At 55.1% G+C, this 25,888-nt stretch carries 21 protein-coding genes, 1 tRNA gene and 1 pseudogene; 5 read left to right on the top strand and 18 right to left on the bottom strand.

Annotated features, from left to right (window positions below):
• The 10 genes and pseudogenes from IK012_RS09260 to IK012_RS09215 form a co-directional block, all read right to left on the bottom strand.
• Positions 1-1,179: pseudogene (locus tag IK012_RS09260) on the bottom strand (glycosyl transferase); the annotation flags it as partial.
• Positions 1,180-1,366: 187 nt separating this feature from the next.
• On the bottom strand, positions 1,367-1,969 hold the full coding sequence (locus tag IK012_RS09255) for a PadR family transcriptional regulator (protein ID WP_173343718.1): 603 nt from the start codon (positions 1,967-1,969) through the stop codon (positions 1,367-1,369).
• Positions 1,970-2,069: 100 nt separating this feature from the next.
• A complete protein-coding gene (locus tag IK012_RS09250) occupies positions 2,070-2,408 on the bottom strand; it encodes a GerW family sporulation protein (protein ID WP_290953522.1) in 339 nt (112 codons plus the stop codon).
• A 21-nt stretch (positions 2,409-2,429) separates the two neighbouring features.
• The gene (locus tag IK012_RS09245) at positions 2,430-3,266 is read right to left on the bottom strand and encodes a hypothetical protein (RefSeq protein WP_290953519.1); all 837 of its coding nucleotides are present in this window, start codon (positions 3,264-3,266) and stop codon (positions 2,430-2,432) included.
• 26 nt (positions 3,267-3,292) lie between these two features.
• A complete protein-coding gene (locus IK012_RS09240; RefSeq protein WP_290953516.1) occupies positions 3,293-4,114 on the bottom strand; it encodes a hypothetical protein in 822 nt (273 codons plus the stop codon).
• Positions 4,115-4,118: 4 nt separating this feature from the next.
• Entirely contained in the window at positions 4,119-4,970 is an 852-nt protein-coding gene (gene asd, locus IK012_RS09235; RefSeq protein ID WP_290953513.1) for an archaetidylserine decarboxylase, read from the bottom strand.
• 139 nt (positions 4,971-5,109) lie between these two features.
• A complete protein-coding gene (locus IK012_RS09230; RefSeq protein ID WP_290953510.1) occupies positions 5,110-5,964 on the bottom strand; it encodes a hypothetical protein in 855 nt (284 codons plus the stop codon).
• A gap of 71 nt (positions 5,965-6,035) precedes the next feature.
• Complete coding sequence (gene dtd, locus IK012_RS09225; protein WP_290953507.1) at positions 6,036-6,470, bottom strand: D-aminoacyl-tRNA deacylase; 435 nt, start codon at positions 6,468-6,470, stop codon at positions 6,036-6,038.
• Positions 6,471-6,676: 206 nt separating this feature from the next.
• On the bottom strand, positions 6,677-7,624 hold the full coding sequence (locus tag IK012_RS09220; RefSeq protein WP_290953504.1) for an asparaginase: 948 nt from the start codon (positions 7,622-7,624) through the stop codon (positions 6,677-6,679).
• The gene (locus IK012_RS09215; protein WP_290953501.1) at positions 7,624-8,529 is read right to left on the bottom strand and encodes a tetratricopeptide repeat protein; all 906 of its coding nucleotides are present in this window, start codon (positions 8,527-8,529) and stop codon (positions 7,624-7,626) included. Before IK012_RS09215 ends, IK012_RS09220 begins: the two co-directional genes overlap by 1 nt.
• Positions 8,530-8,669: 140 nt before the next feature.
• On the opposite strand from IK012_RS09215, the gene IK012_RS09210 reads away from it, so the two are divergent.
• From IK012_RS09210 to ychF, 4 genes are all read left to right on the top strand, one after another.
• Complete coding sequence (locus IK012_RS09210) at positions 8,670-9,497, top strand: TIGR02147 family protein (protein WP_290953498.1); 828 nt, start codon at positions 8,670-8,672, stop codon at positions 9,495-9,497.
• Positions 9,494-11,053, top strand: a complete 1,560-nt coding sequence (locus IK012_RS09205; RefSeq protein WP_290953495.1) for a hypothetical protein — start codon at positions 9,494-9,496, stop codon at positions 11,051-11,053. The genes IK012_RS09210 and IK012_RS09205 overlap by 4 nt, the downstream gene beginning before the upstream one ends.
• 300 nt (positions 11,054-11,353) lie before the next feature.
• On the top strand, positions 11,354-11,866 hold the full coding sequence (locus tag IK012_RS09200) for a hypothetical protein (protein WP_290953491.1): 513 nt from the start codon (positions 11,354-11,356) through the stop codon (positions 11,864-11,866).
• A gap of 85 nt (positions 11,867-11,951) precedes the next feature.
• Positions 11,952-13,049, top strand: coding sequence for a redox-regulated ATPase YchF (gene ychF, locus IK012_RS09195; protein WP_173378977.1), 1,098 nt, complete (start codon positions 11,952-11,954; stop codon positions 13,047-13,049).
• A 179-nt stretch (positions 13,050-13,228) separates the two neighbouring features.
• On the opposite strand, the gene IK012_RS09190 is transcribed toward ychF, so the two are convergent.
• The 6 genes from IK012_RS09190 to IK012_RS09165 form a co-directional block, all read right to left on the bottom strand.
• Positions 13,229-13,849: a hypothetical protein gene (locus tag IK012_RS09190; protein WP_290953488.1), complete on the bottom strand. Its 621-nt coding sequence runs from the start codon at positions 13,847-13,849 to the stop codon at positions 13,229-13,231.
• Positions 13,849-16,095, bottom strand: a complete 2,247-nt coding sequence (locus IK012_RS09185; RefSeq protein ID WP_290953485.1) for an SUMF1/EgtB/PvdO family nonheme iron enzyme — start codon at positions 16,093-16,095, stop codon at positions 13,849-13,851. The genes IK012_RS09190 and IK012_RS09185 overlap by 1 nt, the downstream gene beginning before the upstream one ends.
• A gap of 91 nt (positions 16,096-16,186) precedes the next feature.
• Entirely contained in the window at positions 16,187-21,499 is a 5,313-nt protein-coding gene (uvrA, locus tag IK012_RS09180) for an excinuclease ABC subunit UvrA (protein WP_290953482.1), read from the bottom strand.
• Positions 21,500-21,640: 141 nt separating this feature from the next.
• The gene (locus tag IK012_RS09175) at positions 21,641-22,207 is read right to left on the bottom strand and encodes a hypothetical protein (RefSeq protein WP_290953480.1); all 567 of its coding nucleotides are present in this window, start codon (positions 22,205-22,207) and stop codon (positions 21,641-21,643) included.
• On the bottom strand, positions 22,204-22,716 hold the full coding sequence (locus IK012_RS09170; protein WP_290953479.1) for a hypothetical protein: 513 nt from the start codon (positions 22,714-22,716) through the stop codon (positions 22,204-22,206). Before IK012_RS09170 ends, IK012_RS09175 begins: the two co-directional genes overlap by 4 nt.
• A 2-nt stretch (positions 22,717-22,718) precedes the next feature.
• On the bottom strand, positions 22,719-23,561 hold the full coding sequence (locus IK012_RS09165; RefSeq protein ID WP_290953476.1) for a TIGR02147 family protein: 843 nt from the start codon (positions 23,559-23,561) through the stop codon (positions 22,719-22,721).
• Between the two features lie 248 nt (positions 23,562-23,809).
• On the opposite strand from IK012_RS09165, the gene IK012_RS09160 reads away from it, so the two are divergent.
• Positions 23,810-23,882, top strand: a tRNA-Ala gene (locus IK012_RS09160).
• A 58-nt stretch (positions 23,883-23,940) separates the two neighbouring features.
• On the opposite strand, the gene IK012_RS09155 is transcribed toward IK012_RS09160, so the two are convergent.
• Positions 23,941-25,221 carry a hypothetical protein gene (locus IK012_RS09155; RefSeq protein WP_290953474.1) on the bottom strand — a complete coding sequence of 427 codons (1,281 nt, stop codon included), beginning with the start codon at positions 25,219-25,221 and terminating at the stop codon, positions 23,941-23,943.
• Positions 25,222-25,259: 38 nt separating this feature from the next.
• Positions 25,260-25,721 carry a hypothetical protein gene (locus IK012_RS09150; protein WP_290953471.1) on the bottom strand — a complete coding sequence of 154 codons (462 nt, stop codon included), beginning with the start codon at positions 25,719-25,721 and terminating at the stop codon, positions 25,260-25,262.
• Between the last annotated feature and the right edge of the window lie 167 nt (positions 25,722-25,888).

Genomic DNA, 25,888 nt, shown 5'->3' with positions numbered 1-25,888 from the left:
GCTCATCACGCCCATCAAGTCCTGCGTGGAGTCACGGTAACCGATACCGCGGCTGGTGCCGTAGCCCAGCTGGTATCGGGACAGGTAGCGGCTCCAGTTCTTGGTGGTGTGGCACTGGCGCGGGTTGTGGACGTTCACCATCGTGTTGAAGGAAACGTCCGGTGTCTTCACCTGGATCGTGGAGAGGTAGTTTTCCCAGAACTTGGCGAGTTCGTCGAAAGCCTTGTCGACGTTCTTCAGGTTGCGATACTTCTTGATGGCCTTGGCGGCGACCTTGAGGCTCTGTTCCTGACCGAGCTGAGTGCAGGTGCGGAAGGTCTTCTTCGCAGCAATCTTGCCGGCGTGGATCATGAGAGCGGCGATGTTGTCACCACGGTCGCATTCGCTGTTGGAAAGTTCCTTGTTGCCGAGGCTGAGCGGAGCGGCCCAGGAGCCCATTTCGTTGGCACCGAGGAACACGCGGCGGTCACCGTCGAAGCTACCGACCTTGCAGTTGGCGGTAACGTAGTTCACGGCGAAGTCGCGCTTCATGTAAGCATACTGTTCGAGCACAACGTGGCCGTCCTTTTCCCAGTGGCCCTTGAGGGTCATGGTCTGCGGCACCCAGTCGGCATTCGTGAGCTGCTTTTCGGCTTCGAAGTGGCTGAATTCATAAACCGGGATGATGTCCACTTCCTTGGCCGGACCACCGAGGTTCGTCACCTGGATGTCCTGGAGGAGAGTGTTGGAGCCCGTCGGGACGAAAATCGTCACCTGGGTGCGGAGACCGCAGCATTCGGCGATCCAGCGCATGTAAGAAAGACCCACGTGGCATTCCCACTTGTCCATCTTGGTGAGAGTCGGGACCACGAACGGAGAGAACACGGTGTAACCCTTGGCGTTCTTGATGCGGATGTACACGGTGCTGGCCTTGAAGTCAGAGCAAGGCATCTGGGCGATGTACTTGGTGATACGGTTCAGGGCCGGGTCGCCCTTGCAAACCAGAGTACCGCCGGTGGTATCCACGATACCGCCGAAGTTCAGAGTACCAACATAGTTGCACCACTTGATCGGGGTTGCCGGAGTGGTGAGCACGTATTCTTTCTTGGCGTCATCAAAGTAGCCGTACTTGGCAGCAGTCTTAGCTGCAACCTTCTTGGCGGCCTTCGGGGCGCTCTTCTTGGTCTGTTTTGTAGCCATTTTATCTCCGTAAGAGGGGTTGTGTTAAAAGTTGTTGCGCCTTCGGCGCTGTTAATAGTTACCAGTTACTAGTTGTTAGACCTGTAATTATTAAAAAGTTCCATTTTTCACGGCAAATATAGTTAATTACTTCCAGCAGAACTGAACCATAATCCCTAGTAACTAGGAACTAAGAACTAGTAACTCATCAATCTTTCTGGTTAAAATTCTCGAAATCGCGGTTGCCGAAGTTGATGTAAAAGTAGCCGTCGAGTTTCTTGTTGCGGATGGGGTCGCGCAGGATGCCGATGGCGGCGCGCACGTACTTGAGTTCCACGAGGATGTGGTCGCGGCTCATGCAGTTGAGGAACGGGCCTTCCGGATAGAGCGTGGGGCGCGGTTCTTCGGCAATCATCCTCTCGAGGTTCTCGATTTCCTGCACCAGGCGGCGTTCGTGCGCTTCGAGGGTGCGGATGACCTCCTTCTGGTCGGCGCCGTAGAGGAACGCAAACCCGAGCGTACGCGGGTCGTCGTTGAAACCGGTCAGGTGCTTGAGGACTTCTTTCCGGAGTATTTCCCTACCCTTCTCGGTAATGTTGAACACCATGCGCTCGGGCCTGTTGCCGTCACGTTCGGCACGACCGACAATGCACTCGTTCTTTTCGAGCGTCGTGAGTCGGTTGTATACGGTAGAAGTGCTCAGGTTCGCCCAGCGGTCCAATTCACGGTTACTGATTTCCGTGATTATGTCGTAGCCGCTGCGCTCCTTCTCAAGGATAAGGCCCAGAAGGACCAAGTCATAACGGTTCATGTGTACCTCTTTCTATTCCAATTTGGAATATACACAAAAAAACACTGCCGGAACGACTTTTTGAAAAAAAAGTGTGGATTTTTACATTTTGGACACGGATTTATTCCGCGTCGACCTTTTTGCCGGAAAACTTATTCATCACGTCGGGAACGATGTCCATGACCTTCGACATGAGCGAGCTATCCTTGCTAATCGGCATGATGCGCACGTCGTCGCCCTTGATGACGAGGAACGCCACCGGTTCGACCGAGGCTCCACCACCGGAGGCGGACGTGTCTCCCTTGCTCTGGTGACCGCCGAAACCGAAACCGACCGAGACGCGGCTCACGGGAACAATCGTAGACTCACCCGCCTGGATCGGCTTACCGATTACCGTCTCCGCCTGGGTGATGAAACGGAGTTTTTCCAAAAGAGTTTCTGCAAGTTTTTCAATAGCCATGTTCTGAATATAATAAAAAAATTAATAACGAGCCTCAAAAACGCGGTCCGAGGCGACAAAGAACTTCCGTTCGAGGTCGGGCCAGCTCAGGTAGCCCCACACCACCACCACGCGGCCGCCCGAAAGGCGCGAGGCCATCCCGTTCACACCTTCGCCCGCGGTAAAGTAGACCACGTCCACGTCGTACGCGATTTCGGCCGGCTTCACCTTCTTCAGCTGCGCCGCCCACGAGGCGAAGGCATCTTCTTCCACCTGTTCCCAACTGCGGGCGACATTCCACTGCAGGTTCGAATTGCGGTAGCTCTGCACCAGCACCGGGAAGAACGACTTGACCCCGAGAAAATTCCGCGTCTGGATGGAGGTCTTGTTCGCCTCGCGGTGCTCGAACGGCAGGCTCAGGAATTCCTGCGGGAACCCGCCGTGATAGCCCGGGAAGGCGCGCACGTACTGCTCGAGGTCACTCCTCTCGTAGCGGCGGAAGCTATCGTGCGTAAAGATGAAGATGCGCGCATCGGAACGGATGCTCTGTTCCATTTCGGCACCGCGCAGAATCGGGAGGATACCCTGGAAGCGCCCGCTGTTGATGTAGTAGTCCATCGCGTAAACGTCGCTCTTGAACTCGAGGATGCACACGTCGAGCGTATCGTCCACCATCATCGGGTAGCGCAAGTCGATGCGCTTGATGAGGGCGGCGACATGTTCCGCCATCGGGTGCTCGTCCACATGCACGCCAATCGGCTTCACGTCCTTATAAAGGATTTCGCCGTAATCTACCGGGCGCTCTTCTTCTTGCTTGCAGCCGCAAAGGGCAAGCGCCATGCAGAAGAGGGCCAGGCATTTTTTTCGCAGGTGAGGCATACGTCTAAAATTTAGCATAGAACCGGTCACTCCCTGCGCATCGCATAGTCGCAGAACTCGTAAAGCGGGCAATCGGCACAATGGCGGGTGGCCTCGCGGCAGGCGAAGTCCCCCTCGCCGAATTCGAGAAAGAACTGAAGCGCATGGGCGCTCCGGTATGGTTCATCCTTGCAGAGCGCCACAAAATACGCGTTCGCAAGCGCCTGCTTCTTTTCGGGTTCCATATCGGCAAGCCCGGTATCGCGCGCGGGCCCGAGAATCGCAAGGAACCGGCGCGCGCCCATCGTGAGCGGGAGCGGCGGCATGCGGCCATTGCGGAACTCCAGGCCGAGCCCGAGGGGTGCGGGAGCGAACAGGCGGTAGATGGCGGCACAGGCCTTCGGGCGCACGCTCTTCTTGCCCATAAAGTAAATTTCACCGAGGTCGCGCCAGACTTCTTCGGGCCTGCGTTCGCGCGCCCACTGCGCAAGGTCGGGATGGTGGCGCACAAAAAGCCCCACGCTCCAGAAGATTCCCGCGACATGTTCGAACAGGCTCCAGTTGCGGCTCCCGAAGGTATCGGCAACGACCGCGTTAATTTCGGGCGCAATCGGCACGGGAAGGTTCCACAGCGCATCGTCCGGGAACTTCTCGTAGAGCGCCTCCAGCAATTGCGTTATTTCGGCATAAGTCCGGTCCTGAAAAAGCACCGTCCCGAGGAGCGTCCAGGCGACCTGCGCATTCAAGCCCTTCGCTTTACGGGCAACGGAAAGGACCGGGTCTTCGACCCCGGCGAACTTTTCGACGAATTCCTGCGACGCCTTGAACAACGCAGGTTCGTCCTGTATAAAACGCCGGACAGAAGCCATCTGCCTACAGGGCCTCGCCCACCTTCACGGCTTTGCCGAGGCGGCTCTTGAACAAGTCCGGATGGCGTTCGCGAATCTTCTTGTCGGCGACGAGAATCACGGTGCTGCCCATCTCGAAGCGTCCGAGTTCGCTGCCCTTCTCGAACGTGAATTTTTCGGAAGGCTTCCAGTCGAGGCGCTTGCAATTCCTGGGGAGCATGCCCGCATTCGTGAGGAGATCCTTGCTGTACACGACACCGATGCGCCCGACATTGGTGGCACCGACCTTCACGACCAGAATTTCGGAACCGTCTTCCAGACGGATGCGGCTCGTGAGGCGCTCGTTAATGCAGAAAAGCCCTTCGACGCGTTCCACGCTGCCCGCGTTCACCGGCCAGAGGGTTCCCGGGCAGTAAGCGGCATCCACGAGTTCGCCCTTGACCGGGCTGTGGATGCGGTGGTAATTGAACGGAGCGAGGTAAATCGTCGCGAAAACGCCGCCTTCAAAACGCATCGCCATTTCTTCGTCGCGGAGCAAATCCTTGAGCGTATAAGTCTTTCCCTTCGCCTGGATGAGTTCCTGCTTCTCGTCGAAAACGCCCGTCTGCGAAAGCACGCCGTCGACCGGGCTCACGATTTCGGAATCGGCAACAGGGCGCATGCCGGGCTTGAGCCTGCGGATAAAGAGTTCGCCGATGCTGCGGTAATGCTTGAGCGGGAATTCCGACTCGTCCATATCGAGCTTGTAATAGGCGGCAAAGGCGTTGCGCGCAATTTTCGAGACGAGGGGAATGCGAAGACGCACGAAAGCGCCGAAAACACGGCTAGCCGCATTCTTCGGCAGGAGTTTCATAAAAACGTAAAACGGTGTGTTCATAAGGGGGAATATAGCAAAAGGCGAGCGCCGCGACAGAGCATTCATGCTCTGGCATGGCCGAGCCTAGCTATATGCGCTCCACAGGAGCGCCATACAGAAATGTGAGATGTGAAATTATTCATTACACATTACACACTGTTTAATGGCTTTCGAGTTTGGAGATATCCGTGCTGAACATCTTCCACAGGCGCGGAGCGAACGGGACGGACCATTCCTTCTCGGGAGCGACGCGGCCAGTCGTGGCGGCAGTAAATTCGGAATAGACGAGGAAAACGAGTTCGCCGTAGCGCGCATCCCAGAGACTCCACGCAATTTTCCACGTATACCCGCCGCTGCGGCCCAAATCCGGATCCATCTCGACTTCGAGCACCAGCGGGAGCGACACGTAGCGCACCTCGTACCGCGAAGCTATGCCCGCAAGCAGGTCCTTCAATTTCGCGGGAACTTCACGCGTGAACGCCTGCTCTATCCCGTCGCGTTCCACCCACGGGGAAAAATCCCCGAGCTTCTTGCCGTCCGCAAAGGGGGATCCCAGGAGCCTTACCGCCAGAGAATCGACATACAGGGAATCCTCATCGGGAAGCCGCATCCCGGGGAGCATCAGTTCGCGCTTCATTTTCGGGAACGCCTTCACGAACAGGGAATCTTCCACATGCGCGAGGTCGAAATCCAAAGCGTCCGCGCTGAAGCTGTGGCACATCTTGCATACTTCGGGGCGTTTCGCCTTCACGCGCAATGTCGGGAACACGCCGACCACGGCGGAGGAATCCATCCGGGTATACGCCTTCTCGTTCCATTCGCGGTAGAACTTTTCGCCAGTAATCTTGAGTTCAATTTCACCGCGAGTCCCGCATTCCTCGCACGGGGTGTCGCGCATGCCCGAATCGCCGTCGTTACCGCGGGCATCGTCCCGCAGGCCCGCACAGCCCGCAAGCAGGCACCCGAGCAGGCAAACCAGAAAAACGCATCCGGCACATGTGCCGGCAAGACTCATCCTATTTTGCAAAAATCGCATATTGGCAATATACATTTATGAGCCCGCAAAGGCAACCCGCGCAGCAGGCGTCAATCGAGCATTATGGTGAAGGGGCCGTCGTTCACGAGGCTCACCTTCATGTCGGCGCCAAAACGGCCCGTTTCCACGACGGCGATTTCCTTTTTGCATTCGGCGATGATGTATTCGTACAATTCGTTCGCAAGCGCAGGGTTCCCCGCTCCGTTGAACGTCGGGCGGTTACCCTTGTGGCAATCCGCGTACAGCGTGAACTGAGAGACCAGCAGGAGCGATCCGCCCACATCGTTGATGGAGAGGTTCGTCTTGCCATTTTCGTCGGCAAAGATACGCAACGCAAGCATTTTCCTTATGAAGCGGTCGGCGATTTCGCGCGTATCGCCTTCCCCCACTCCAATCAACACCAAGTAGCCCTTCCCGATTTTACCGACGGTCTCGCCCGCGATATCGACCGCAGCCTCCGTCACGCGCTGAATCAAAAACTTCATTTTATTCTATTCCTTAAAATTACTTTATACACAAAATATCAAATAAATTATTTTTGTAATTGTTCATTTCCGAATTTATAAAAGCCGCAAAATCCACGCATCCTTCACTTTTTCGAAAAACCGCACATTTCATCTCCGAGAAGTCCGCGCCTTTTCAAAAAAATTGCGCATAATATACTTTCTCAAAAGCTTCGTGGCCGCGGACTTCAGGCATTCGCAAAGAACTTCTTGATGACCCTCGGGTTTTCCGAAACCGTCAGGCACAATCGCAAAAGTACTGCCGCCTTCTGCGGGGCTAGCGTGCCCGCACAAATCCGCCCGGGAGCAAGCGTTTCGTTGAGCGTGACGTTCCCGTGGTTCGTCCGGCTGGCAATGACCACCGGGATATCGATGGCCTCAAGTTTTTCCGCCCACGCCTTGCTGAACTCGCCCGAGCCCGCCCCCGCAATCACGAGGCCGTCGGACACGCATGCGGCATATTCCAGCACCTTCGGGTTCGCATCCACGGAGAAATACACCACGTTCACCCGCGGGAGGCATTCCAGTTTCGAAACGTCGAAGAAGTTCTTCTCCCTCGGGGCGTTCAAGTCCGAGCCATCGCCCGCCGCATCGACCCCCATGGCATCGAGCGCGCTGGCACTGCACTTCTGCACGTTTCGCGCATCGAAAAGGCTTCCCGCAAAATAGACCCACACGGAGTTTTCGGGCGGGTCGTCATCTACGGCAAAACCCGCGGCCACGCGCACGGCGCCCAGCAGGTTCGCAGGCCCGTCCGGATTTTTCGCGGTGGAAGGTTTCATCGATCCCGTAAAGATGACGGGCTTTTCGCACTTCACCGCAAGGCTCAAAAAGTACGCGGTCTCGTCCATCGTGTCGGTACCGTGCGTTATCACGATGCCGTCCACCGATTCGTCTTCCTGCAATTCCTTCACGCGGTTCGCAAGCGCAATCCATATGCGGTCCGTAATGTCGTCGGAATTGATGTTGCAGACCTCTTCCACCGAAACGTCGGCATATTCCGCAAGTTCGGGCACCGATGCCACGAGATCTGCGCCCGGGACCTGACCGGAAACGTATCCCGTGTCCTTGCCGCTCTCGCCCACGCCGGCAATCGTCCCGCCGGTAGTCAGCACCACAATTCTCTTTTTCGCCATCACTTCACCTCGTCTAGCAACTGCGACGTCTTGACCCCGTAAAATTTTTCGAGCGCATCGTCGGTTTCCATTTTGCGCAAGCTCTGTACAAATTCCCTGAAATGCACGAAGCTCGGGTTCCTCGCCAGCAGGCGTTCCACCATCTTCTGCGAATACCAGTAAAGGAGCAGAGCCTTGTCTTCGGAAGGTTCCTTCACGAACGGTTCCGTCAGCGACTGTAACGACGGCGCCGCCCCCTCGGGGCGCGGGTTATTCGTGCGAGAGCCGTCCACCACCTGCGCGATGCCTTCGTTAATCCAGAGCGCCACTTTCGCGCGCGTCATCGCCCGCACAAAGGAATGCGTGAGTTCGTGGAAGAGCACCGGGCGGTAGACTTCGCGATAGCGCATCATCTCTACGGGTACGCGGAGCTTGCCATCGAACACGGCGGCCACCCATTCCGGGCGCGGTCCCAAGCCCTGGTATTCGCTCGACTTGTGCAGCACAAGGCTCATCTTGTTCTCGGGCCTGAAATCAAAAAGATGGCAAAGGGAATCGTAGGCGACCTCGAGCACGGCGAGCGCTTCCATCACGTCGCTTTTCGATGGATGCCCCTCGAATTCCACACGGAAATGCATCGAGCCCTCAAAACCCAGTTCCTCCCTCTCCTTTATCAACTGCGCCGATTTCGTTTTCAGATAAGAAAAATCGGGAGTTTTCGTTCCGATGCTGTCGATGAAGCGGATGCATTCCTCGAACCGTTCCTGCTCGTAAAGGATGCCCGCCAAGTGGAGTTGCAAATTCGAATCGTGAGGAGCATCACACAGGAGTCCGCGCACAGCCCTTTCAGCACAAGCCCAATCTCCCGATTCCAGGCATTCCGTAGCCTCGGCCACAAGTGCCTCATGCCTTTTAAATTCGGCCATTTCGGCCTTTTGCGTTACAAAAAATTTCACCCCGAGGGCGACCAAAATCATTGACAAAAAGGTAACGATTAAATTTTTCTTAGACATAAATCGGACTCCCCCAAATTATATATTTTTTTACAAATAATGGGGCAAGCCAAATGCCAAGTATCTACGATTATACAGACTACCGGGATATCATCCGAGATTTCTATCTCGAGAAGAAAAAGAAGAACGCCAAGTACTCCTACAGCGTTCTCGGAATGGCTATCGGCCTGAATGCGAGCCATGTGTTCTGCATCGTCGAAAAAAAGCGCAACCTTCCCGTGCGTTGCGTCCCCGCCATCAAGAAGGTGCTCGGCCTCACCGGCCGCGCCGCCCGTTACTTTGACCTCCTGCTTGCCGCCTCCCGTACCAAATCCGAAAAGACCCGCGAAGAAATCCTTGCCAAAGCCGTACTTTTGCGCGACGTTAAGAAACATGTACTCCAGGACAAAGAAATCAAGTACCTGAGCGACTGGTGGACGCCCGTGATCAGGGCCCTCATCGAGGTGAACCAGGGAAAAGTCGACATCAAGACCATCGCTGAATGGCTCGAACCCGCCATCGGCGAAGACAAGGTCCAGGAAAGCGTGAATTTGCTCAAGGATTTGGGCTTCATCCAGGACCTGGGCAACGGCCGCGTAAAAATCGCCGATTCCCACATAAACATCTCCGGCGAGGAACGCGCACAGGCCATCAGGGCATTCCAGGCTGCAGTAATGCAAATTGGAGCCCGTTCTCTGCAAACTATCGCCCCGGAAGACCGAGATATTTCTACACTTACAATGGCGGTAGACCAACAAGGCTTTGAAGAAATCAAGAGTATGATTCAGGAATTCCGGAAAGACGTCCAGATTCGAGTTGACAAGTGCGGGAAGCCCACGCGCGTCCTGCAGATGAATCTTGCCTTGTTCCCCGTGGCGTTCAACAAGAAGATTTCGAAATGATGAAGTCCCTGCTCAAAATATTTCCGGCCCTTCCGCTGGTATTCCTCGGCGCATGTACGAATTCCGACATGGCCGGTGGGACTACGGAGACGGAAAACACCTTCGCCCAGGAGACCGGATACGTCTCCATCCAGGTGTATAGCGGCAAGGAGCCCGCGAAGGCTTCGTACAGGGTTCTTCCAAGCTGGTTTGTCACCGATTCCACGGGCAACGTGGATGCAAACGATTTCCTGTACGCGGGCGAAACAGACAGCCTCGGGAAAATCCGCATCGATAACCACAAGATCGGGTCGTACACCATACAGATTGAACAGGGCGACTCGGCCCTCGTATACCAGTACACGCTGAACGGGCTATCCAAGAACTTCTCCGTACCCAAGGCATTCCTCAAGAAGAAGGGAACCGTGAACGGATGGGTCTCGCTACCCGATAGCGCGAAATACGCCTGGATCAACTTCGAGGGCATCGGCCGCGTCGCCAAGACGGACTCCCTCGGGTTCTTCGTCGCGAACGGACTCCCCGTCGGGCAGGTCTCCATCAAGTCGTGGAGCGGCGACGATACGGAATGCATCGCCGACGCCAAGGTCGCCGTACCTACGGCCGACACGCTGCGCATCGGGCACCTGATTTCTCCGGCGAAGAGCGGGCTCGTGCAGAGGCTCGACTTCAAGCCGACCGACCTGGTATCGGACTGGATGCGCCCCCTGAGCGTACCGTTCATCCTCACGCTCCGGTTGGATTCTACGAACTTCGACTTCACGAAGGCCCGCGATGACGGAAGCGACGTGATGCTGTACACCAGCAACGGAACCACGGTCCCGATGCAGATTGAAAACTGGGATCCCGACATCAGGAGCGCCGTCATCAGCATCCGTCTCGAAGACCTCGCCGACACGCTCGACATCTGGTCGCTCGAATCCGGCAACCCCGACGCAGTCGCACCCGAAAAGGTGGACCTGTGGGAAGGCATCAGCGATTCCCTCTGGTACGAGCTCAATACCGTCGAGGTATTCAACTTCGAAAGCGGCAGCATATTTAGCGACCTGCCCTCTCCCCTCAGGAAAGACGCCTGGTACGCACAGCTCCACAAGAAGGACACCCTTACGGATTCCGTGACGGTCTCGTACCTGAGTTCCAACGCGTCGGTGACCACGGTCGATTCCCGGATGGGCAAGGCCATGCATATCGACTACGCGGTCGACTATCCCGATATCGTGGTGTTCGGCACGCGCCTCACCCGCCACCAGCACGACTGGAGCCGCATGGACTCGCTGGTCGTATGGATGCGCACCGACGGCGATTTCGAAATCATCCTCGAATCGCTTGATGACCCGCTGAACTACAAGGCCTCGTACAAGGGAACGGGCAAGAGTCTCATCGAATGGACCCGCTACTGCATAAAGCCCGAGGACTTCACGTACAAGATCCGCGAATACCACGGATGGGAATTAGTGCGCAACCGCATCACGAACTTCACCGTATTCAGCTACAACGGCACCGAAACGTGGATTGACGCCGTACGCATCTACGGCATAAACCGTGACGATCTCAGATAAGATTTCAAACAAGACGAGCTAAAAAAAAGACCGATCGTACATCTGCACGACCGGTCATTTTTATGGAGGCCGCTAGTGGCCGAACATCGATGGTTGCCGCATATCTCCAACCCAGATTATCACTGGCAACAACGTCCGTCAATTCCACACGGCGCCTTCCATAACCAACCTACAGGTACTAAACTAGGTTATTCATCACGCTATTTTGCACAATCCTGAAATTTTACCATTTACAAAATGTAAAGGGTTTTCTAGCATTCTACCGGGAATAAGACACATCCAAACTAAGAGAAGGGAAACATGAAATTACATCTTGCAGCGCTCCTCCTGTTCGTATTCACCCTTGTCGGGAACTCTTTCGCCGACGACCAGAACGTTCAGCCGATACCCTACCCCCAGAACCAAAAGATTTTCTTCGGCGAAGATAAACAGTGGTACATGGGCAACCAGGCTGTCGAACGCGACGCGGCCATCGCGGCCATCAAAACCAACGAGGAGGCAGCAAGCGCCTACGGGACCGCAATGGGATTCTACTATCCGGGCATGGTGCTCGCCTACGCGGGTGGTTTCGCCGTTGGGTATGGCGTCGTCGAACTGCTCTTTATCGATACCGAAGTGGGGCTCTACATCACTCTCGGCGGTCTCGGCGTCGCAGGTATCTCGCTGTTGCTCACAAAAATCGCCAACAGCTACATGCACGATGCCATCGACCTCTACAACAAGGGACTCCCCATCTCGGAAACGAACACCTCGCTCCGCCTGAAAGTCGTGCCCACGCAACAGGGCGGAATCGCAGTGGCGCTCGCTTTCTAGGCCATCCAGCACACACGCTTTTTTCTAAATTTACCCGCGTTCAAAGAGCGCGGGTTTTTCCGTGCAAATAAAATCGGAGATTATCATGGGTTTCAAATGCGGTATCGTAGGCCTCCCGAACGTAGGCAAGTCCACCATCTTTAACGCCATCACCAACGCCGGTGCCGAAGCCGCGAACTATCCCTTCTGCACCATCGAACCGAACGTGGGCATGGTGAGCGTCCCGGACAGCCGCCTCGACGAACTCGTGAAGGTCTACAACCCGAAGTCCATCGTTCCCGCCGTCACGGAATTCGTTGACATCGCGGGCCTCGTGAAGGGCGCCGCCCAGGGCGAAGGCCTCGGCAACCAGTTCCTCACCCACATCCGCGAATGCGAAGCCATCATGGAAGTCATCCGCTGCTTCGACGACGAGAACATCGTGCACGTGAGCGGTTCCGTGGATCCGGTCCGCGACGTGGAAGTCATCGAGACCGAGCTCATCCTCAAGGACCTCGATTCCGTCGAAAAGCGCCTCGCCACCGAAGCGAAGGGCGCCCGTACCGGCAACGCCGAAGCGAAGGCTCGTCTCGCCGCCTGCGAACTTTTGAAGAAGACCATGGAAGAGGGCAAGGCCGCCCGCACCGTGATGCACGACAGCGAAGAGATGGAAGGCATCGTGAAGGACCTCGGACTCCTTACCGCAAAGCCGCTCTTCTACTGCGCGAACGTGAAGGAAGACGACATCCTCACCGGTAACGCCTACGTGGACCAGCTGAAGGATTACGCCGCAAAGAACGGCCACGAAGTCATCGTCATCAGCGGAAAGATCGAAGAAGAGCTCTCCGCGATGGAACCCGCCGACAAGGCAGAATTCCTCAAGGAACTCGGCATGAAGGAATCGGGACTGGATGCCGTGGTGCGCAAGGGTTACGAAATTCTCGGGCTGCGCACGTTCTTCACCGCGGGCGAAAAGGAATGCCGCGCCTGGACGTTCCACGCCGGATTCAAGGCCCCGCAGTGCGCCGGCGTCATCCATACCGACTTCGAACGCGGGTTCATCCGCGCCGAAACGCTCAGCTACTCCGACTTCTTGAAGCACGGCAGCTGGAACGCCGCCAAGGAAGCGGGCCTCGTCCGCACCGAAGGCAAGGAATACCTGGTACAGGATGGCGACATCATGTACTTCCTGTTCAACGTGTAATGGCGCCTAAGACGCAGAAACTAGAAACTAGTTACTAGTTTCTAGTTGTTAGTTACTAGTCCTAAATAATCGCGGCACAGTTCAGATTTTCAAGTTCCGAGTTTCTAGTGTTATCGGCATCTAGAAGCTTCTTGACGCTGAAAATTCTAGTAATTAGTAATTGTGAACTATTAACTCGACTAACCCGCAGGGCGAGTCTTCTTTGCCGCACGCTTCGCCTTGAATTCTACGAGAACCGGGCGAGCAATAGCCGCAATGTTCATCGCCGTTCCAATCAGAATCAGCACCGACGCGGCATAGATGCCGTAACTCGGTTCCAGCGAGAGCACCTGCATCCCGAAACTGTGGCACAGTTCCGCCATCCTGGAAAGGACCGCCCAAAGCGACATCATCGCAAGTATGCCAAGCGTGAGAGAACCGAGGGGCGTGAACCAAGCAAACGCTGCCGCAAGCACAAGCGCGGCGACAATCCCGAACAGGGCGGGAACCGCGTTCATCTTCGGGAATTCCGGAATGTGCGCCTTGAACCGGTCAAGCGCCTTCGGGTTGTCGCTCTCCATCTTCAAAAGGTAACCCTTCGCGGGCTCCTTGAGGGTCTCGCGCAAATCCATTCCCGTAGCAAGTTCATAGAACGAGGGTTCGGCAATGACCTTCTCGGCGCACGAGACGTTCATGAGGGGTAAAAACAACACGACAAGCGCAAGCAGGTACGGCGCGGAAATCAACCGGCGGAAAAACTTGAAACGGCTATCATTCTTCAATTCTGCAGATGCGCTCTGCGAGGGAGACTGTTCTGTCATTAACGTCCTTCAATAAGTTTACGGGGAAAAACACAGCGGAAGCCGATGGCATCGGACCAGTAACGCGGGTCTTCGTCATCGCCATTCGTCAGGTTCAAAGCGGATTCGTTATCCTTCCATGAGCCGCCCTTGTAGACCTTGGAATAGCCCATCACGGCTCCGGTGGGGTTCGAAGATTCCACCCAGAGCGAGAACATGAAATACTTGTCGCGGGTCCATTCGGCGACGTTGCCCGACATGTCGTAAATGCCCCAGGCATTCGGCTTCTTGGAGGCAACCTTCTGCGGGCCGTAGGCGTCACTCTTCTTGCCCATCTTGTACGAATTGTTGCGGTAGACGGCATAATTGCCGACCGAATCCTTAGGATCGCCTTCCCACACGGCGCCCTCGTTGTTGTCGGCGCGGCCGGCAAATTCCCACTGGGCTTCGGTCGGGAGGTCACCGCCCATCATCTGGCATGCGGCACGGGCGTTGTCCCACGTGATGTTGTGGACCGGCTTGAACGGACTCCTGAACGAGGAACGGTCCTTGATGCGCTTCAGGGAATCTTCCTGAGCAAGCATCCACTGCGCAAAGAGGTTCTGCGTCACTTCCGTCGTCATGATGGCGAACGGAGACATCGAGACCACGCGGCCACGGTAACGGAAAGTACCCGAATCGATAAGCGCGACGGTACCGAACTTGGTGTCACGGACAATGCGCGGGAACTTCGCGTTGTCGTAGCCCGGAAGGGAGCCGTCAATCACGGAAGCGGAATCGTCACCCGCGGCTTCCAGAATCTCCTGCGGAGCCCTCCACGGGGCGGCATGCGCGACAGACAACCACCTCTGCACCTCGGGCTGCGCCGAAATATAGGCGGGCAAAATAAATTCGCCGACACCGGCCAACGACTGGGTTCCGAACTTGAACTCGATCTGCGTGTAACGGTAATGATGGCGGCCCGAAACCTCGCTTTCCTTATGGAGCCAGACGGGCTTGTTCTGCTCGATGGTGACAATCACGGGAACATCATTGCCGTTCTGCTCAAAGAGCTTGTAAAGGCTATCGGCGCCAATGTCCTTCGCCGTTCCCTGCCACGCGACATCGATGCGTTCGTGGCTCTGGCCGAACTTGAGCATCACCGCCTTCAGGGGGGCCGAAGCGGAATCTACGACAGAGGAATCCGTCGCACGGACCGGGGTAACCGACACCGGAGTCAAGGCGACACGCAGCGGAAGCGCCTGCAGGCTGTCCAGCTTGTTGTTGAACGCCGCATTGACTTCGCTCACGCCGATCGTCATGGAATGCATCCAGTCAGACTTCGCCTTCATGCGGGTTCCCTCATAAGCGGACTTGTATTCCTTGTAATTGAAATCCGCTTTGTCAAGCCCGAGGAATTCCGGCGTTTTCAATTTCGGATAAAGAGCGTCGAACTGCATGGTATCGACAAAGGATGCCACCTTCTGCAATTCACCGATGAACTTGTCGTAAAGGATTTCCGTTTCTTCCAGGTTCTTTGTCGCTTTCACATCGGCAAGTTCCATCGAAATGCCCGGAATCTCCTGGCCCGACGCCGTATCGGGAGCGATAAGTTCCGGCTTCAAAACAACAACGCTCCTGGATGCCACGGAACAGATGTCCACCTCCGGCAAGAATCCCGGCGCCGTGTAGGTAAAGACATACGAATCCGCCTTGAGCGGGAACACCGCCTTCGGGAGTTTGGTGAGCGGCGACTGTTTGAACGCCGCAGAGAAATCCTTGTTCTCGTTTTCGAAGACAACTACCCCCGGAAATTCCGCCTCGCGCAAGACCTGCCAACGGCCGTTCTTCATAAAGAATAGCCTGGGAACGCGCGGAGAGTATAGGTAATACTTGTCGAAGTAAATGTCCGTCTCGTCCTGGAACGCCTTCAAGTTCTGCGCTGCATAAAAACGCATGTACGCCACTTCGGAAGGCAGCAGGTGCGCCTCGGCCAGGCTAAAGGCGTGGAGAGTTACATAATTCGTAAAATCCGGTTTGCCCTGAATCCAGACGTATTCCCTGGGGCCCTTCTTATGGCGCCAATAAAGATTGAAGTTTTTGAGCGGGAAAGACGGTTTCTGCGAAACTACTGCCGTCCCCTTGGCTTCGATAACCATATTGGCAATAGGTTCGACGACGCTCCCGGCCACGAACTGATTCGACGCGACCTTGTAATTCTTGTCAGAATCAGCAAGGGCCATTGCCGGAATCAACAGCAACAGCGGCAGCAAACGGACTATAGACATAATATCTCCTCTTACATGTCTTTTAGCTACAGGACAAACCCCACAACTGAGCATTTTAAAAATAACATCTTCTCAGCGATTTAGTCCAAAATTATATGCCGTTTTCGCCCATATTCAGCAAATACCCGCCTTCAGAACCTCCAACAGGCCCAAGTTCCACCTTCCAGTCCGCCAAACGTATTATATCGGGATGATGTTCGATGACGATGACGGTATCGCCACGGGCAGAAAGCTTGCGCAACATGTTCCAGAGGATCTGGATATCCTTGAGGTGCAAGCCCGTAGTCGGTTCATCGAGCAGGTAGACCATCTCGCTTGCCGGCTTGCGCGCCAGCTCCGCCGCGAGCTTGAGGCGCTGGGATTCGCCACCGCTGAGCGTAGTGACGGATTGTCCGAGCTTTACGTACGGAAGGCCCACGTCTCGCAAGCATTCAAGTTTCGGGAGGATTTTCGGCTGGTCCTTGAAGAATTCGCAGGCCTCGACCACGCGCATGTCAAGCACGTCGGCGATATTCTTGCCCTTGAAGGTGACCGTGAGCGTTTCCTGGTTGTAACGCTTGCCGCCACACACATCGCAGACCTCCCACACGTCCGAAAGGAAGTGCATCTCGATGGCGACGGCACCGCGACCCTCACAGGCCTCGCAGCGGCCGCGGGCCAAGTTGTAACTGAACCGCCCGTAATCGAAGCCCTTCATCTTGGCCTGCGGCAACTTGGCGAACAGCTTACGGATGTCGTCAAGTACGCCCGTGAAACTCGCGGGCGTGCTGCGAGGCGTACCCGAAATCGGGCTCTGGTCCACCAGCAAAACCTCGCCGCTCTGTTTTTTGCGACCGCGGGCCTGGAACTTCTTCTTGAGCCTCGGGAAGATTTCGTCCATGACCATGGAACTCTTGCCCGAGCCCGACACACCGCAGACCACGCTGATGGCGCCCTTCGGGAACTTTACAGACAAATTCTTAAGATTGTTATGATTCAGCTTTTCGAATTCGTAGAATTCCGTAGAATCGGTAATGGGCTTTGCCGCAATCTCGTTCGCCATCGGGATGGTATGCGTGAGGTACTTGACCGTCTCGCTGCGCGGGAATTGCTGGAGCGCATAGGGCTTGGAAAGCTGTTCCGGAGAACCTTCGGCAACGACTTCCCCACCGAACTCGCCCGCCGCGGGGCCCATATCGATAATGTGGTCGGCGGCCTGCATCATCTTCATGTCGTGCTCCACCACCACAAGCGTATTGCCGAGGTCGCGCAGGCGGTAAAGCGTATCCAGAAGCATCGCGGTATCGCTTTCGTGCAGGCCCACGGTAGGTTCGTCAAGCACATAGAGCACGCCTTCGAGACCGCTACCGATCTGGCTTGCGAGGCGGATTCTCTGCGATTCGCCACCGCTGAGCGTGTCGCCCGCGCGGTCGAGGCCGATGTAACCGAGGCCCACGCTCTTGAGGAAGTTCAGGCGGCCGACAATTTCACGGAGCAGGGGCTCCGCGATGGTCTTCTTGCCATCTGCGTTTTTCTCGCCGTCAAAATTCACGTGGCTGAACCATTCGAGCGCTTCGGAAATGCTCATGTGGTTCACGTCCATGATGTTCTTGCCGCAAATACGCACCGCAAGGTATTCAGGCTTCAACCTTTCGCCGTGACAATCGGGGCACACGTGACCGTCGGAGTCATGTCCGAGACCGAGGCAAGATTCGCAGGCGCCCCAGTGCGTGTTGAAACTGAAATACTTCGGGTTGAGAGCCGCATCCATGTACCAGCCGCAATCCGGGCAGCCGGGCTTTTCGGAACAGACGATGCGCTCGCCCGCTTCGTTTTCCACATAGAGGATTCCGTTGCCGTCGCGGTAGGCACGTTCAAACGCTTCCACCAAACGGGCGCGGGATTCTTCCTTCACGGTCACCGTATCGACGACGGCGAGCAACTGCTTTTCGCGCGTCGGAACCTTCGGAAGCGGGAGTTCCACGAGTTTGTCGCCCATGTAAACTTTGCGGTAGCCCTTCTCGGTAAGGATTTTCGAAAGTTTCAGCACATCCTTGATTTCGAACGGGGCAAGAACCGTAACTTTCTTATTGAGGTCGCGGTCAAAAGCATGCTGCATCAGGTCGCCCGCGCTGTACGAAGCCACGGGCTTTCCGCATTTCAAACAATGCGGGGTCCCGACCCTCGCCCAGAAAATGCGGAAGTAGTCATAAATTTCGGTGAGGGTCGCGACCGTACTGCGCGGGCTCTTGCTTGCGCTCTTCTGGTCAATCGCAATCGCCGGTGCCAATCCCGAAATGGAATCAATACTCCCGTGGTCGGGGCGTCCCAAGAAGCGGCGGGCATACGTGCTCAACGTCTCGACAAAGCGGCGCTGGCCTTCGCTGAACAGCGTGTGGAAAGCGAGGCTGGATTTTCCGGAGCCCGAAACGCCTGTGACCACCGTGAGCTTGTGGCGCGGGATCGTCACATCGATGTTCTTCAGGTTATGCTTGCGGGCGCCATGCACCTCGATGTCGAGCGAAAGGTCCTCACCGCCCTTGAGCGTGCGGTCGAAATGCTTGTTCTCGCCATGCTTCTTCGCGAGCACCGGAGCCAGGTAGCGGCCCGTCTCGGACTTCTTGCTCTTCGCAATCTGTTCCGGCGTTCCCGTCGCAATCACCTTGCCGCCGTGGATACCCGCATCCGGGCCCAAGTCGATAATCCAGTCGGCGCACTTGATCACATCCAGGTTGTGTTCGATAATCACCACGCTGTTGCCGAGACTGCGCAAGCGGTTCAGGCAGTCCATGAGCTTGCGGATATCTTCAAAGTGCAGGCCCGTCGTCGGCTCGTCAAGCAGGTAGAGAGTCTTTCCCGTGCCCGGGCGACGCAGCTCGGAGGCAATCTTGATTCTCTGCGCCTCTCCCCCGCTAAGCGTTGTCGAAGGTTGGCCCAGAGTCAAGTAGCCGAGACCCACTTCCACAAGCAACTTCAGAGGCTCCGCAATCTTCGGGATATCCTTGAAGAATTCCGCCGCATCCGCAATGCTCATGTCGAGAATTTCGGAGACATTCTTCCCCTTGAAATACACTTCGCGGGTTGCATCGTTAAACCGCTTGCCGCCGCAAACTTCACACGTTACCTGCACGCTCGGCAGAATGTGCATGTCGACGACCTTCACGCCAGCGCCTTCACAGGCATCGCAGCGGCCGCCCTTCACGTTGAAACTGAAACGGCTCTTGCTGTAACCGCGAATCTTGCTCTCTTCCATGTTGGCAAACAAGTCGCGCACGTCATCCCAAATCTTCGTGTACGTCGCCGGATTGCTTCGCGGCGTGCGGCCAATCGGAGTCTGGTCGATTTCAATCACCTTGTCGATGTTCTCGAGACCTTCCAGGTGGTCAAACTTGCCCACCGGTTCCTCGGCATTGTAGAACACGCGGGCCAATTCGCGGCGCAGAATCTGGTTGATAAGCGTGCTCTTGCCGGAACCCGAAACGCCCGTCACGACGGTCAGCGCACCGTCCAGCGGGATTTCCACGTCGATATTCTTCAGGTTGTTTTCCGCAGCACCGCAAATCTTGAGTTTTGGCGTATTCTTGTCAATTTTCTTCCTCTTCTCCGGAATCTCGATTGCCTTGCGCCCGCTCAAATACGCACCCGTCAACGAAGCCTTGTTCTTCTCCAGCTCTTCAACGGTTCCTGCCGCAATCACGCGACCACCTTCCACGCCGGCACCCGGCCCCACGTCAATCACGCAGTCCGCATGGCGCATGGTGTCTTCGTCGTGTTCCACGATAATCAGGGAGTTGCCCTGCGCCCTCAGGTGTTCGAGCATCCCGAGCAGTTTATCGTTATCGCGGGGGTGGAGCCCGATGCTCGGCTCGTCAAGCACGTACAGCACGCCCTGCAGGCCCGCACCCACGGCACTCGCAAGCCTTATACGCTGCGCTTCGCCACCGCTCAGCGTAGAAGCCTTGCGATTGATATTCAGGTAGCCAAGCCCCACCGCATTGAGGAAAGAAAGTCGCCCGCGGATTTCCTTCAGGATTTCCTTGCCGATCCTCTTTTCCTTTTCGGAGAGGTCGAGTTTGTTGAAAAACTCCACTGACTTTTCGACGGACCATTCCGTCATCTCGGTGAGGTTATGCCCGTGGAACTGCACCGCATTCGCCGTGCGGTTGATGCGCGTGCCGTGGCATTCGGGGCAGACGCCTATCTGCATATACTTGCGGAAGTGGTAAATATGCCACATGTCCCACAGTTCCTGCATGATGGGGATAATCCCGCGTTCTGATTCGCTCGGCGTGCCGTACAAAACGGCATCCTGTTGCGCCTTCTTGAGCTTATTCCACGGCGTATCGAGCGAAAAATGCATCTCGTTCGCGATGTTCCTCAAGTTTCGTCGTCCGAAATCACTGAAGATGAGCGTTCCGTCATCCTTCTTGATGGTCGCAATGCAACCGTCCTTAATAGACTTCGTCTTGTCAGGAATAATCAAGTCCAGATCGAACTTGTAACTCTCCCCCATGCCCTTGCACGCGGGGCAGCGGCCCTTCGGGTCATTAAAGCTGAAGAATCGCGGTTCCAGTTCCGGAATGGAAATACCGCACTTGGGGCAAGCGAGCAAAGTGCCCTGCAGGCGGTACTCTTCCTTCCCCGGCGCAGTCCCTGTACCCGCACTCCCGGCACCCGAAGCTGCACCCGCATTCGAAGCACCCGGCGTCGACAACAAAAAGTTCACCAGCTTTCCGTCGGTCAGCTTGAGCGCGCCTTCCAGCGCCTCGCGCAGGCGGCTCATGTTCTTGCGTTCGAGCGTCAGGCGGTCAATCACCGCTTCAATCGTGTGCTTCTCGTAGCGCACGAGAGCCGGAACATCTTCAAGCCTGTAAATCGTGCCGTCCACGCGGGCACGCACAAACCCGTTTTCCTTGAGCTCGGCCAGTTCCTTGCGGTATTCACCCTTGCGTTCCTGCACAATCGGCGCCATCACCGTAATCTGCTTGCCCTCGTCGCTCACATACAAATTATCGACAATCTGATCCACCGTCTGCGCCTGGATCACGCGTCCGCAATCGGGGCAATGCGGCACGCCCAAGCGGGCAAAAAGCAAACGGTAATGGTCCAAAATCTCGACCACCGTACCCACCGTAGAACGCGGGTTACGGTTCACCGTCTTCTGGTCAATCGAAATCGTCGGCGAAATGCCGCGGACGCTTTCCACCTCGGGGTGCTTCATGCGGCCGATGAACTGGCGCGCGTACGCCGAGAGCGACTCCACGAAGCGCCTCTGCCCTTCCTGGAACACCGTATCGAACGCGAGGCTCGACTTGCCCGAACCGGAAACGCCGGTCACCACCACGATGGAATCGCGGGGAATGGAAAGGTTCACATGGCGAAGGTTGTGCTCGTGCGCGTCGCGTATCTCGATGGACTTTGTCATGCCCCAAATATAAGAAAAGACGGCAAAACCGTCTAAAATTTAGTGTACAAATGTACACAATTTTACAAATTACCAAAAACTTTTTAGTCCACCACGAAAAAAGGCCCCCGAAGGGGCCCGCCAAAATGTACAAGAAGTCGGCTACTCTACAACCTTGACAGAATCTCCCGTTTCCGGATCATATTCCGCCGGAGGCGTATCCACCGGTTCCTTTTCCACGGGCTTAGACGGTTCCGGTGCCGGGCCGCGGTCGACCTCGTAGACAATCCCGTCAAAACGGAAATACTTGATGTCACTGTATTCCGCAGGCAAGCCGAACCAATGATCGCTATAGCACATGCAAGTCGTCACCATGCCCAATTCGCCATAACCGATCGACAGCGTATCGCCGGAAAGCGTGTACACGAGTTTCGCATCGACGCCGCAGTAATCGCTCACCTTGAGAATCATCACCTGTTCATTGCCGGCAGAATCCTGCACGATGTAGGCTTTGGGCAATTCACCCTGTACCTCCTCTCCGGCTTCTTTAGCCAAGAGACTGCCTTCAAGAAAGTCATCGTACGGAGACCCCAGGCAAACCCCGAGTTTCACGGACTTTTTTCCGGCCGAGCCGAGATGATTATCTCCCGGCGAATTCGACATTGAGTCATCGCCGCACGCCATAAGCATCAGCGAAAGCATCGCGGCAAACATGTATCTTTTTTTCATAATAATCCCTCCTTTTTGGAATGTACAATTTCGTAGGTAATCTCCTCAAACCTGAAATACTTGGCATCCTTGTATTCCTCGGGCAAATCAAACCAGTGGTCACTATAGCACACGCATTTTGTCGCCATAATGATTTCGTCATAAGAGACTGTCAACGTATCTCCGGAAAGCACATATGCGAGTTTCGCCTCGACTCCGCAATAATCGTTCACCAGCGGAACCATAATCTGGTCATTGCCAGCTGAATCCTGAACAATGTACGCCTTGGGCAATTCCTCGGATGCGCTTTTTGCCAAGGCTTGTCCACGCCATTCGAACATTTCCTGGAAAGGAGAGGCCTCGCATTCCCCTAGCCTAAGGGAAGGCTCTTTTACGTTTTGATGAGTGGTATCGTCCGGCGAAGCATGTACCGTATTTTCGTTCTCGGTCGTTCCCACCCATTGCGGCGAATCGGAACAGGCGAAAAACACGACCGCAAAACACACTGTCAAAACCGCAATCTTCTTCATAGTTACCTACCTTTCTTGACTTCGGAAACGTCAATTTTATCTGTAAGAGGAAACACCTGGAAGTTCACTTGATAGACCTGGTCTATCTTCTGGCATCCATTCGCTATAGAAACAATCCTTTTGCGGAAGGCATCTACCTCCCTCGAAATGCGTTCATAGGTCGGACCGTCTATTCCCATGGTGACACTCGAAAAATGGCGCTTGTCCGTGGAATCTCCGGCAATGGAGTCTACCGCCAGCTCGGTCATTTTCCTGTTCATTGCCCGTATGGCGAAGGGAATCGACTCCTTGGAACCCTTCACCGCCGTTTGCGTCTGCTCGTACGAACCGTCCTCCCTCCTCCTGAGCAAATCGGCCCGAACGAGGAACTGCAATACCTCGCGGACATCGACAGCCGTAGCGGGAGTCTTTATCTTGGAGGCCATCTCACCGAACGTCGCCCCGGGCATTAGCGGCGCCAGTTCACGCACAATCGGGTACATGGGCGACTCGTAGTAGCGAATGGCATCCGCATCGACGATGCGAATCTTGTTCATGCGCGCCTCACGTTCGAGTTCCTGGAGCAACGATTCCTTCTCGGCTCCGGTTTTCGCATTCTCGAACTTCACGAGCAGGGTGAAGTACGTGTAGTCAAACCCCTCGAGTCCCATGGCGCGAGCCACCTTCGCTATACCCGGCTTGCTCAAGCGCGTCTTGCCGTCACAAACCAGCTTGAGGTACGTCGGCGAAACAAACCCGGAAAGGCTAGCGAATTCGCGCCACGTGAAGTACGAATTCCTCTTGCGCTCCTCGAAAAAATCACGCATGTACTGGCGGTAGTCCTTATATTCAACAATCGGTTTCATATTCTAAAAAATAATACAAAAATTTCGAAAAAACCATAAAAAATCAAGTTTTTTCACACGTTATTTTGTTTATAATCAACATATGATACAAAAACAAGCAATAAACGAAACCGAGTTTCGGCCACCCCCCAAAAAAAGGGCGAACCTCGACCAACAGACCCGTGTAAAATCATTTCCGCTTGATGAAATAGAGCAAATAACATATCTTGACGAAATTGAGCAAATAACGTATATTTGGCTCACCTAACGGGGATATAGCTCAGTTGGTAGAGCGACAGGTTCGCAATCTGTAGGTCATGGGTTCGACTCCCACTATCTCCATGCGAAAAGGACGGCTTAACGGCCGTCCTTTTTCGTTACCGCAATGCAACCAGCGGTCCTAGAATTCCACCTTGACGCCCGCCTTGCCCGAAGTCAGCAGGCTGCTTCCCGGGAAATATTCCTTGAGCGAATCTGGAAGCCAGTAATTCATGTACAACTGCTCCACTCCCAGATATAAGGTAAACCAGCTCGGGTTCCAAGACAACATAAGTCCCCACGTTCCCGAGAACTTGCCCATCTTCTCGTATTCTTCCGACGCACCATCTACAAGCGCCGCGCCAAACGCGTTTATCTTCGCTTCGATAGATATCCGGTTCCTGAACATGTAGGTGAACTTCGCCCGCAAGGTAGGGCCGACCCAGCGGCTCCAGTATTTCGAGAACTCTATCTCGGGAGGATTCTGCATGTTTTCCCAGGCTTCCTGCGACTCAGCCATGGCTTCCTCCATGTAAGTCTGAAGAATTCCATTCTTGCTATCGGCGCAAACGGAATCGCCATGATCAGCCACGCAGTTTGCCCAGTAGTTCACGAAAGGAATCACCGACCCGCCACCATACTGGTCGATGCAGTTCCCCCACATGTCCCTTACACAATCGCTATTGGCCTGTTCGACAAAATCGAGGATATCGACCATGTAGTCGGCCTCGTACTTGGCACCGAGGTACGCATTCCAGCTGAAGCCAAACGCTTCAGTCTTGTTCCACGCCACATACAGCGCCGCAGAAGCGGGCCCGTCATCGCGATAATATCCCATGGCCGCAACACCTATACGCTGCTTGCCGGACCTGTAAAAATCATATTCGATCCAACCATACCCCGACAATTTCAAACTGCCTTCGTCGTTCACGTTAAAGTCAAGTCCGAGATCAAGGTAGAGTTTGTTGCCAACAAGCGAATACTCCAGACCGGGAGCGAGAGTCCAATCGTTCGTATCGAACACGGGCATATTGTCATTAGCAAAGAACCATTCAGAGACAAATGCTACACCGAGCGAATGAATCCAGTCCCCGATGTTGTAATCCAGGAACGCGCTAGCCGAGGCAAACAAGTCGCCCCCGTTTTCGGAAACCCTCCCGCGGCCAAACTCAGCATAGTGCAACCCGTAGAAGCCAACATCACTCAAAACACGGAAAGAGAACTTTCCCGTGCTGTCCTTCGCCATTCCGAGAGCTTCGTAGTAGAGCTTGATAATTTCGCGAATTTCTTCGGTATATTCACCGCCAACGGCAGCCGCACGCTCAAAATAGGCCAGAGCTTCGGGGATATTCTCAGCTGCCTCGGCCTGCATGGCGCGCATATACAGTTCCTGCTGCGTATCCGCATGCAGCAGAGACGCCAACGCAAAAACTAGTATGGTAATAAACGCCAGCGGGCGCATTAGGGTTGCGGATTCGCCGGAGCATACGGATTCCACCAAGGACACCAAGGAGGTGTACAAGGTATGAACCGATTCGGCGAAGCATGGCCTCGGAAGTAATTCTCGGTGGGAGAATCAGATCTTTCATAAAACGGCTGACGTTCGTGAGGCTGCATTTTTTTCGGTTTCCCCTCAAAGCGAGAATTCTCGTTTCTGTTTTTCGAAACGTCCTGGCGTAAGACCTGCTTCTCGGCACTGGAGCTTTCCCTAATCTTGGAGAGAATCTGCTCGCGGGCCTGCTTGCGTTCAGCACGCATCTTCTGCCATTCAGCGCTTTCTTTAGCACCCAAATCAGGAGTCCCTTTCGAGACATCCAGTCTTTCGGCGGGGGTCGGAACACTTGATTCGGGTGCAGCGAATCCACCGGCGAAAGACATCGTCGCCGCGAGGGTCAATATCGAGATGAAAGCTGCGTACTTCATACTCATTCTTCTGCAAATTCCGTGCCAGTGTTCCTTTTGGCTATCAATATAGGTTTTTTAAGCCCTATTAACCAAAATATAATTTAAATCCTCAAAAAAGCAAATCAAAAAACCGAGACTGGAACCGTGTTTAGGACTTTTTGTTCCGCTTTTTCAAATCTCCCATT

The organism is Fibrobacter sp. (assembly GCF_017551775.1).
Taxonomy (GTDB): domain Bacteria; phylum Fibrobacterota; class Fibrobacteria; order Fibrobacterales; family Fibrobacteraceae; genus Fibrobacter.
The sequence above is the reverse complement of the archived record's forward strand: the minus strand, read 5'-3'. Positions and strand labels throughout refer to the sequence as shown.

Coding starts and splice junctions, on each gene's coding strand:
- IK012_RS09200 (WP_290953491.1), top strand. CDS start 11,354: ATGAAATTACATCTTGCAGCGCTCCTCCTGTTCGTATTCACCCTTGTC.
- IK012_RS09205 (WP_290953495.1), top strand. CDS start 9,494: ATGATGAAGTCCCTGCTCAAAATATTTCCGGCCCTTCCGCTGGTATTC.
- IK012_RS09230 (WP_290953510.1), bottom strand. CDS start 5,964: ATGAGTCTTGCCGGCACATGTGCCGGATGCGTTTTTCTGGTTTGCCTG.
- uvrA (WP_290953482.1), bottom strand. CDS start 21,499: ATGACAAAGTCCATCGAGATACGCGACGCGCACGAGCACAACCTTCGC.
- IK012_RS09245 (WP_290953519.1), bottom strand. CDS start 3,266: ATGCCTCACCTGCGAAAAAAATGCCTGGCCCTCTTCTGCATGGCGCTT.
- IK012_RS09250 (WP_290953522.1), bottom strand. CDS start 2,408: ATGGCTATTGAAAAACTTGCAGAAACTCTTTTGGAAAAACTCCGTTTC.
- IK012_RS09165 (WP_290953476.1), bottom strand. CDS start 23,561: ATGAAACCGATTGTTGAATATAAGGACTACCGCCAGTACATGCGTGAT.
- dtd (WP_290953507.1), bottom strand. CDS start 6,470: ATGAAGTTTTTGATTCAGCGCGTGACGGAGGCTGCGGTCGATATCGCG.
- IK012_RS09185 (WP_290953485.1), bottom strand. CDS start 16,095: ATGTCTATAGTCCGTTTGCTGCCGCTGTTGCTGTTGATTCCGGCAATG.
- ychF (WP_173378977.1), top strand. CDS start 11,952: ATGGGTTTCAAATGCGGTATCGTAGGCCTCCCGAACGTAGGCAAGTCC.
- IK012_RS09210 (WP_290953498.1), top strand. CDS start 8,670: ATGCCAAGTATCTACGATTATACAGACTACCGGGATATCATCCGAGAT.
- IK012_RS09175 (WP_290953480.1), bottom strand. CDS start 22,207: ATGAAAAAAAGATACATGTTTGCCGCGATGCTTTCGCTGATGCTTATG.
- asd (WP_290953513.1), bottom strand. CDS start 4,970: ATGAACACACCGTTTTACGTTTTTATGAAACTCCTGCCGAAGAATGCG.
- IK012_RS09240 (WP_290953516.1), bottom strand. CDS start 4,114: ATGGCTTCTGTCCGGCGTTTTATACAGGACGAACCTGCGTTGTTCAAG.
- IK012_RS09150 (WP_290953471.1), bottom strand. CDS start 25,721: ATGAAGTACGCAGCTTTCATCTCGATATTGACCCTCGCGGCGACGATG.
- IK012_RS09190 (WP_290953488.1), bottom strand. CDS start 13,849: ATGACAGAACAGTCTCCCTCGCAGAGCGCATCTGCAGAATTGAAGAAT.
- IK012_RS09220 (WP_290953504.1), bottom strand. CDS start 7,624: ATGGCGAAAAAGAGAATTGTGGTGCTGACTACCGGCGGGACGATTGCC.
- IK012_RS09215 (WP_290953501.1), bottom strand. CDS start 8,529: ATGGCCGAATTTAAAAGGCATGAGGCACTTGTGGCCGAGGCTACGGAA.
- IK012_RS09170 (WP_290953479.1), bottom strand. CDS start 22,716: ATGAAGAAGATTGCGGTTTTGACAGTGTGTTTTGCGGTCGTGTTTTTC.
- IK012_RS09255 (WP_173343718.1), bottom strand. CDS start 1,969: ATGAACCGTTATGACTTGGTCCTTCTGGGCCTTATCCTTGAGAAGGAG.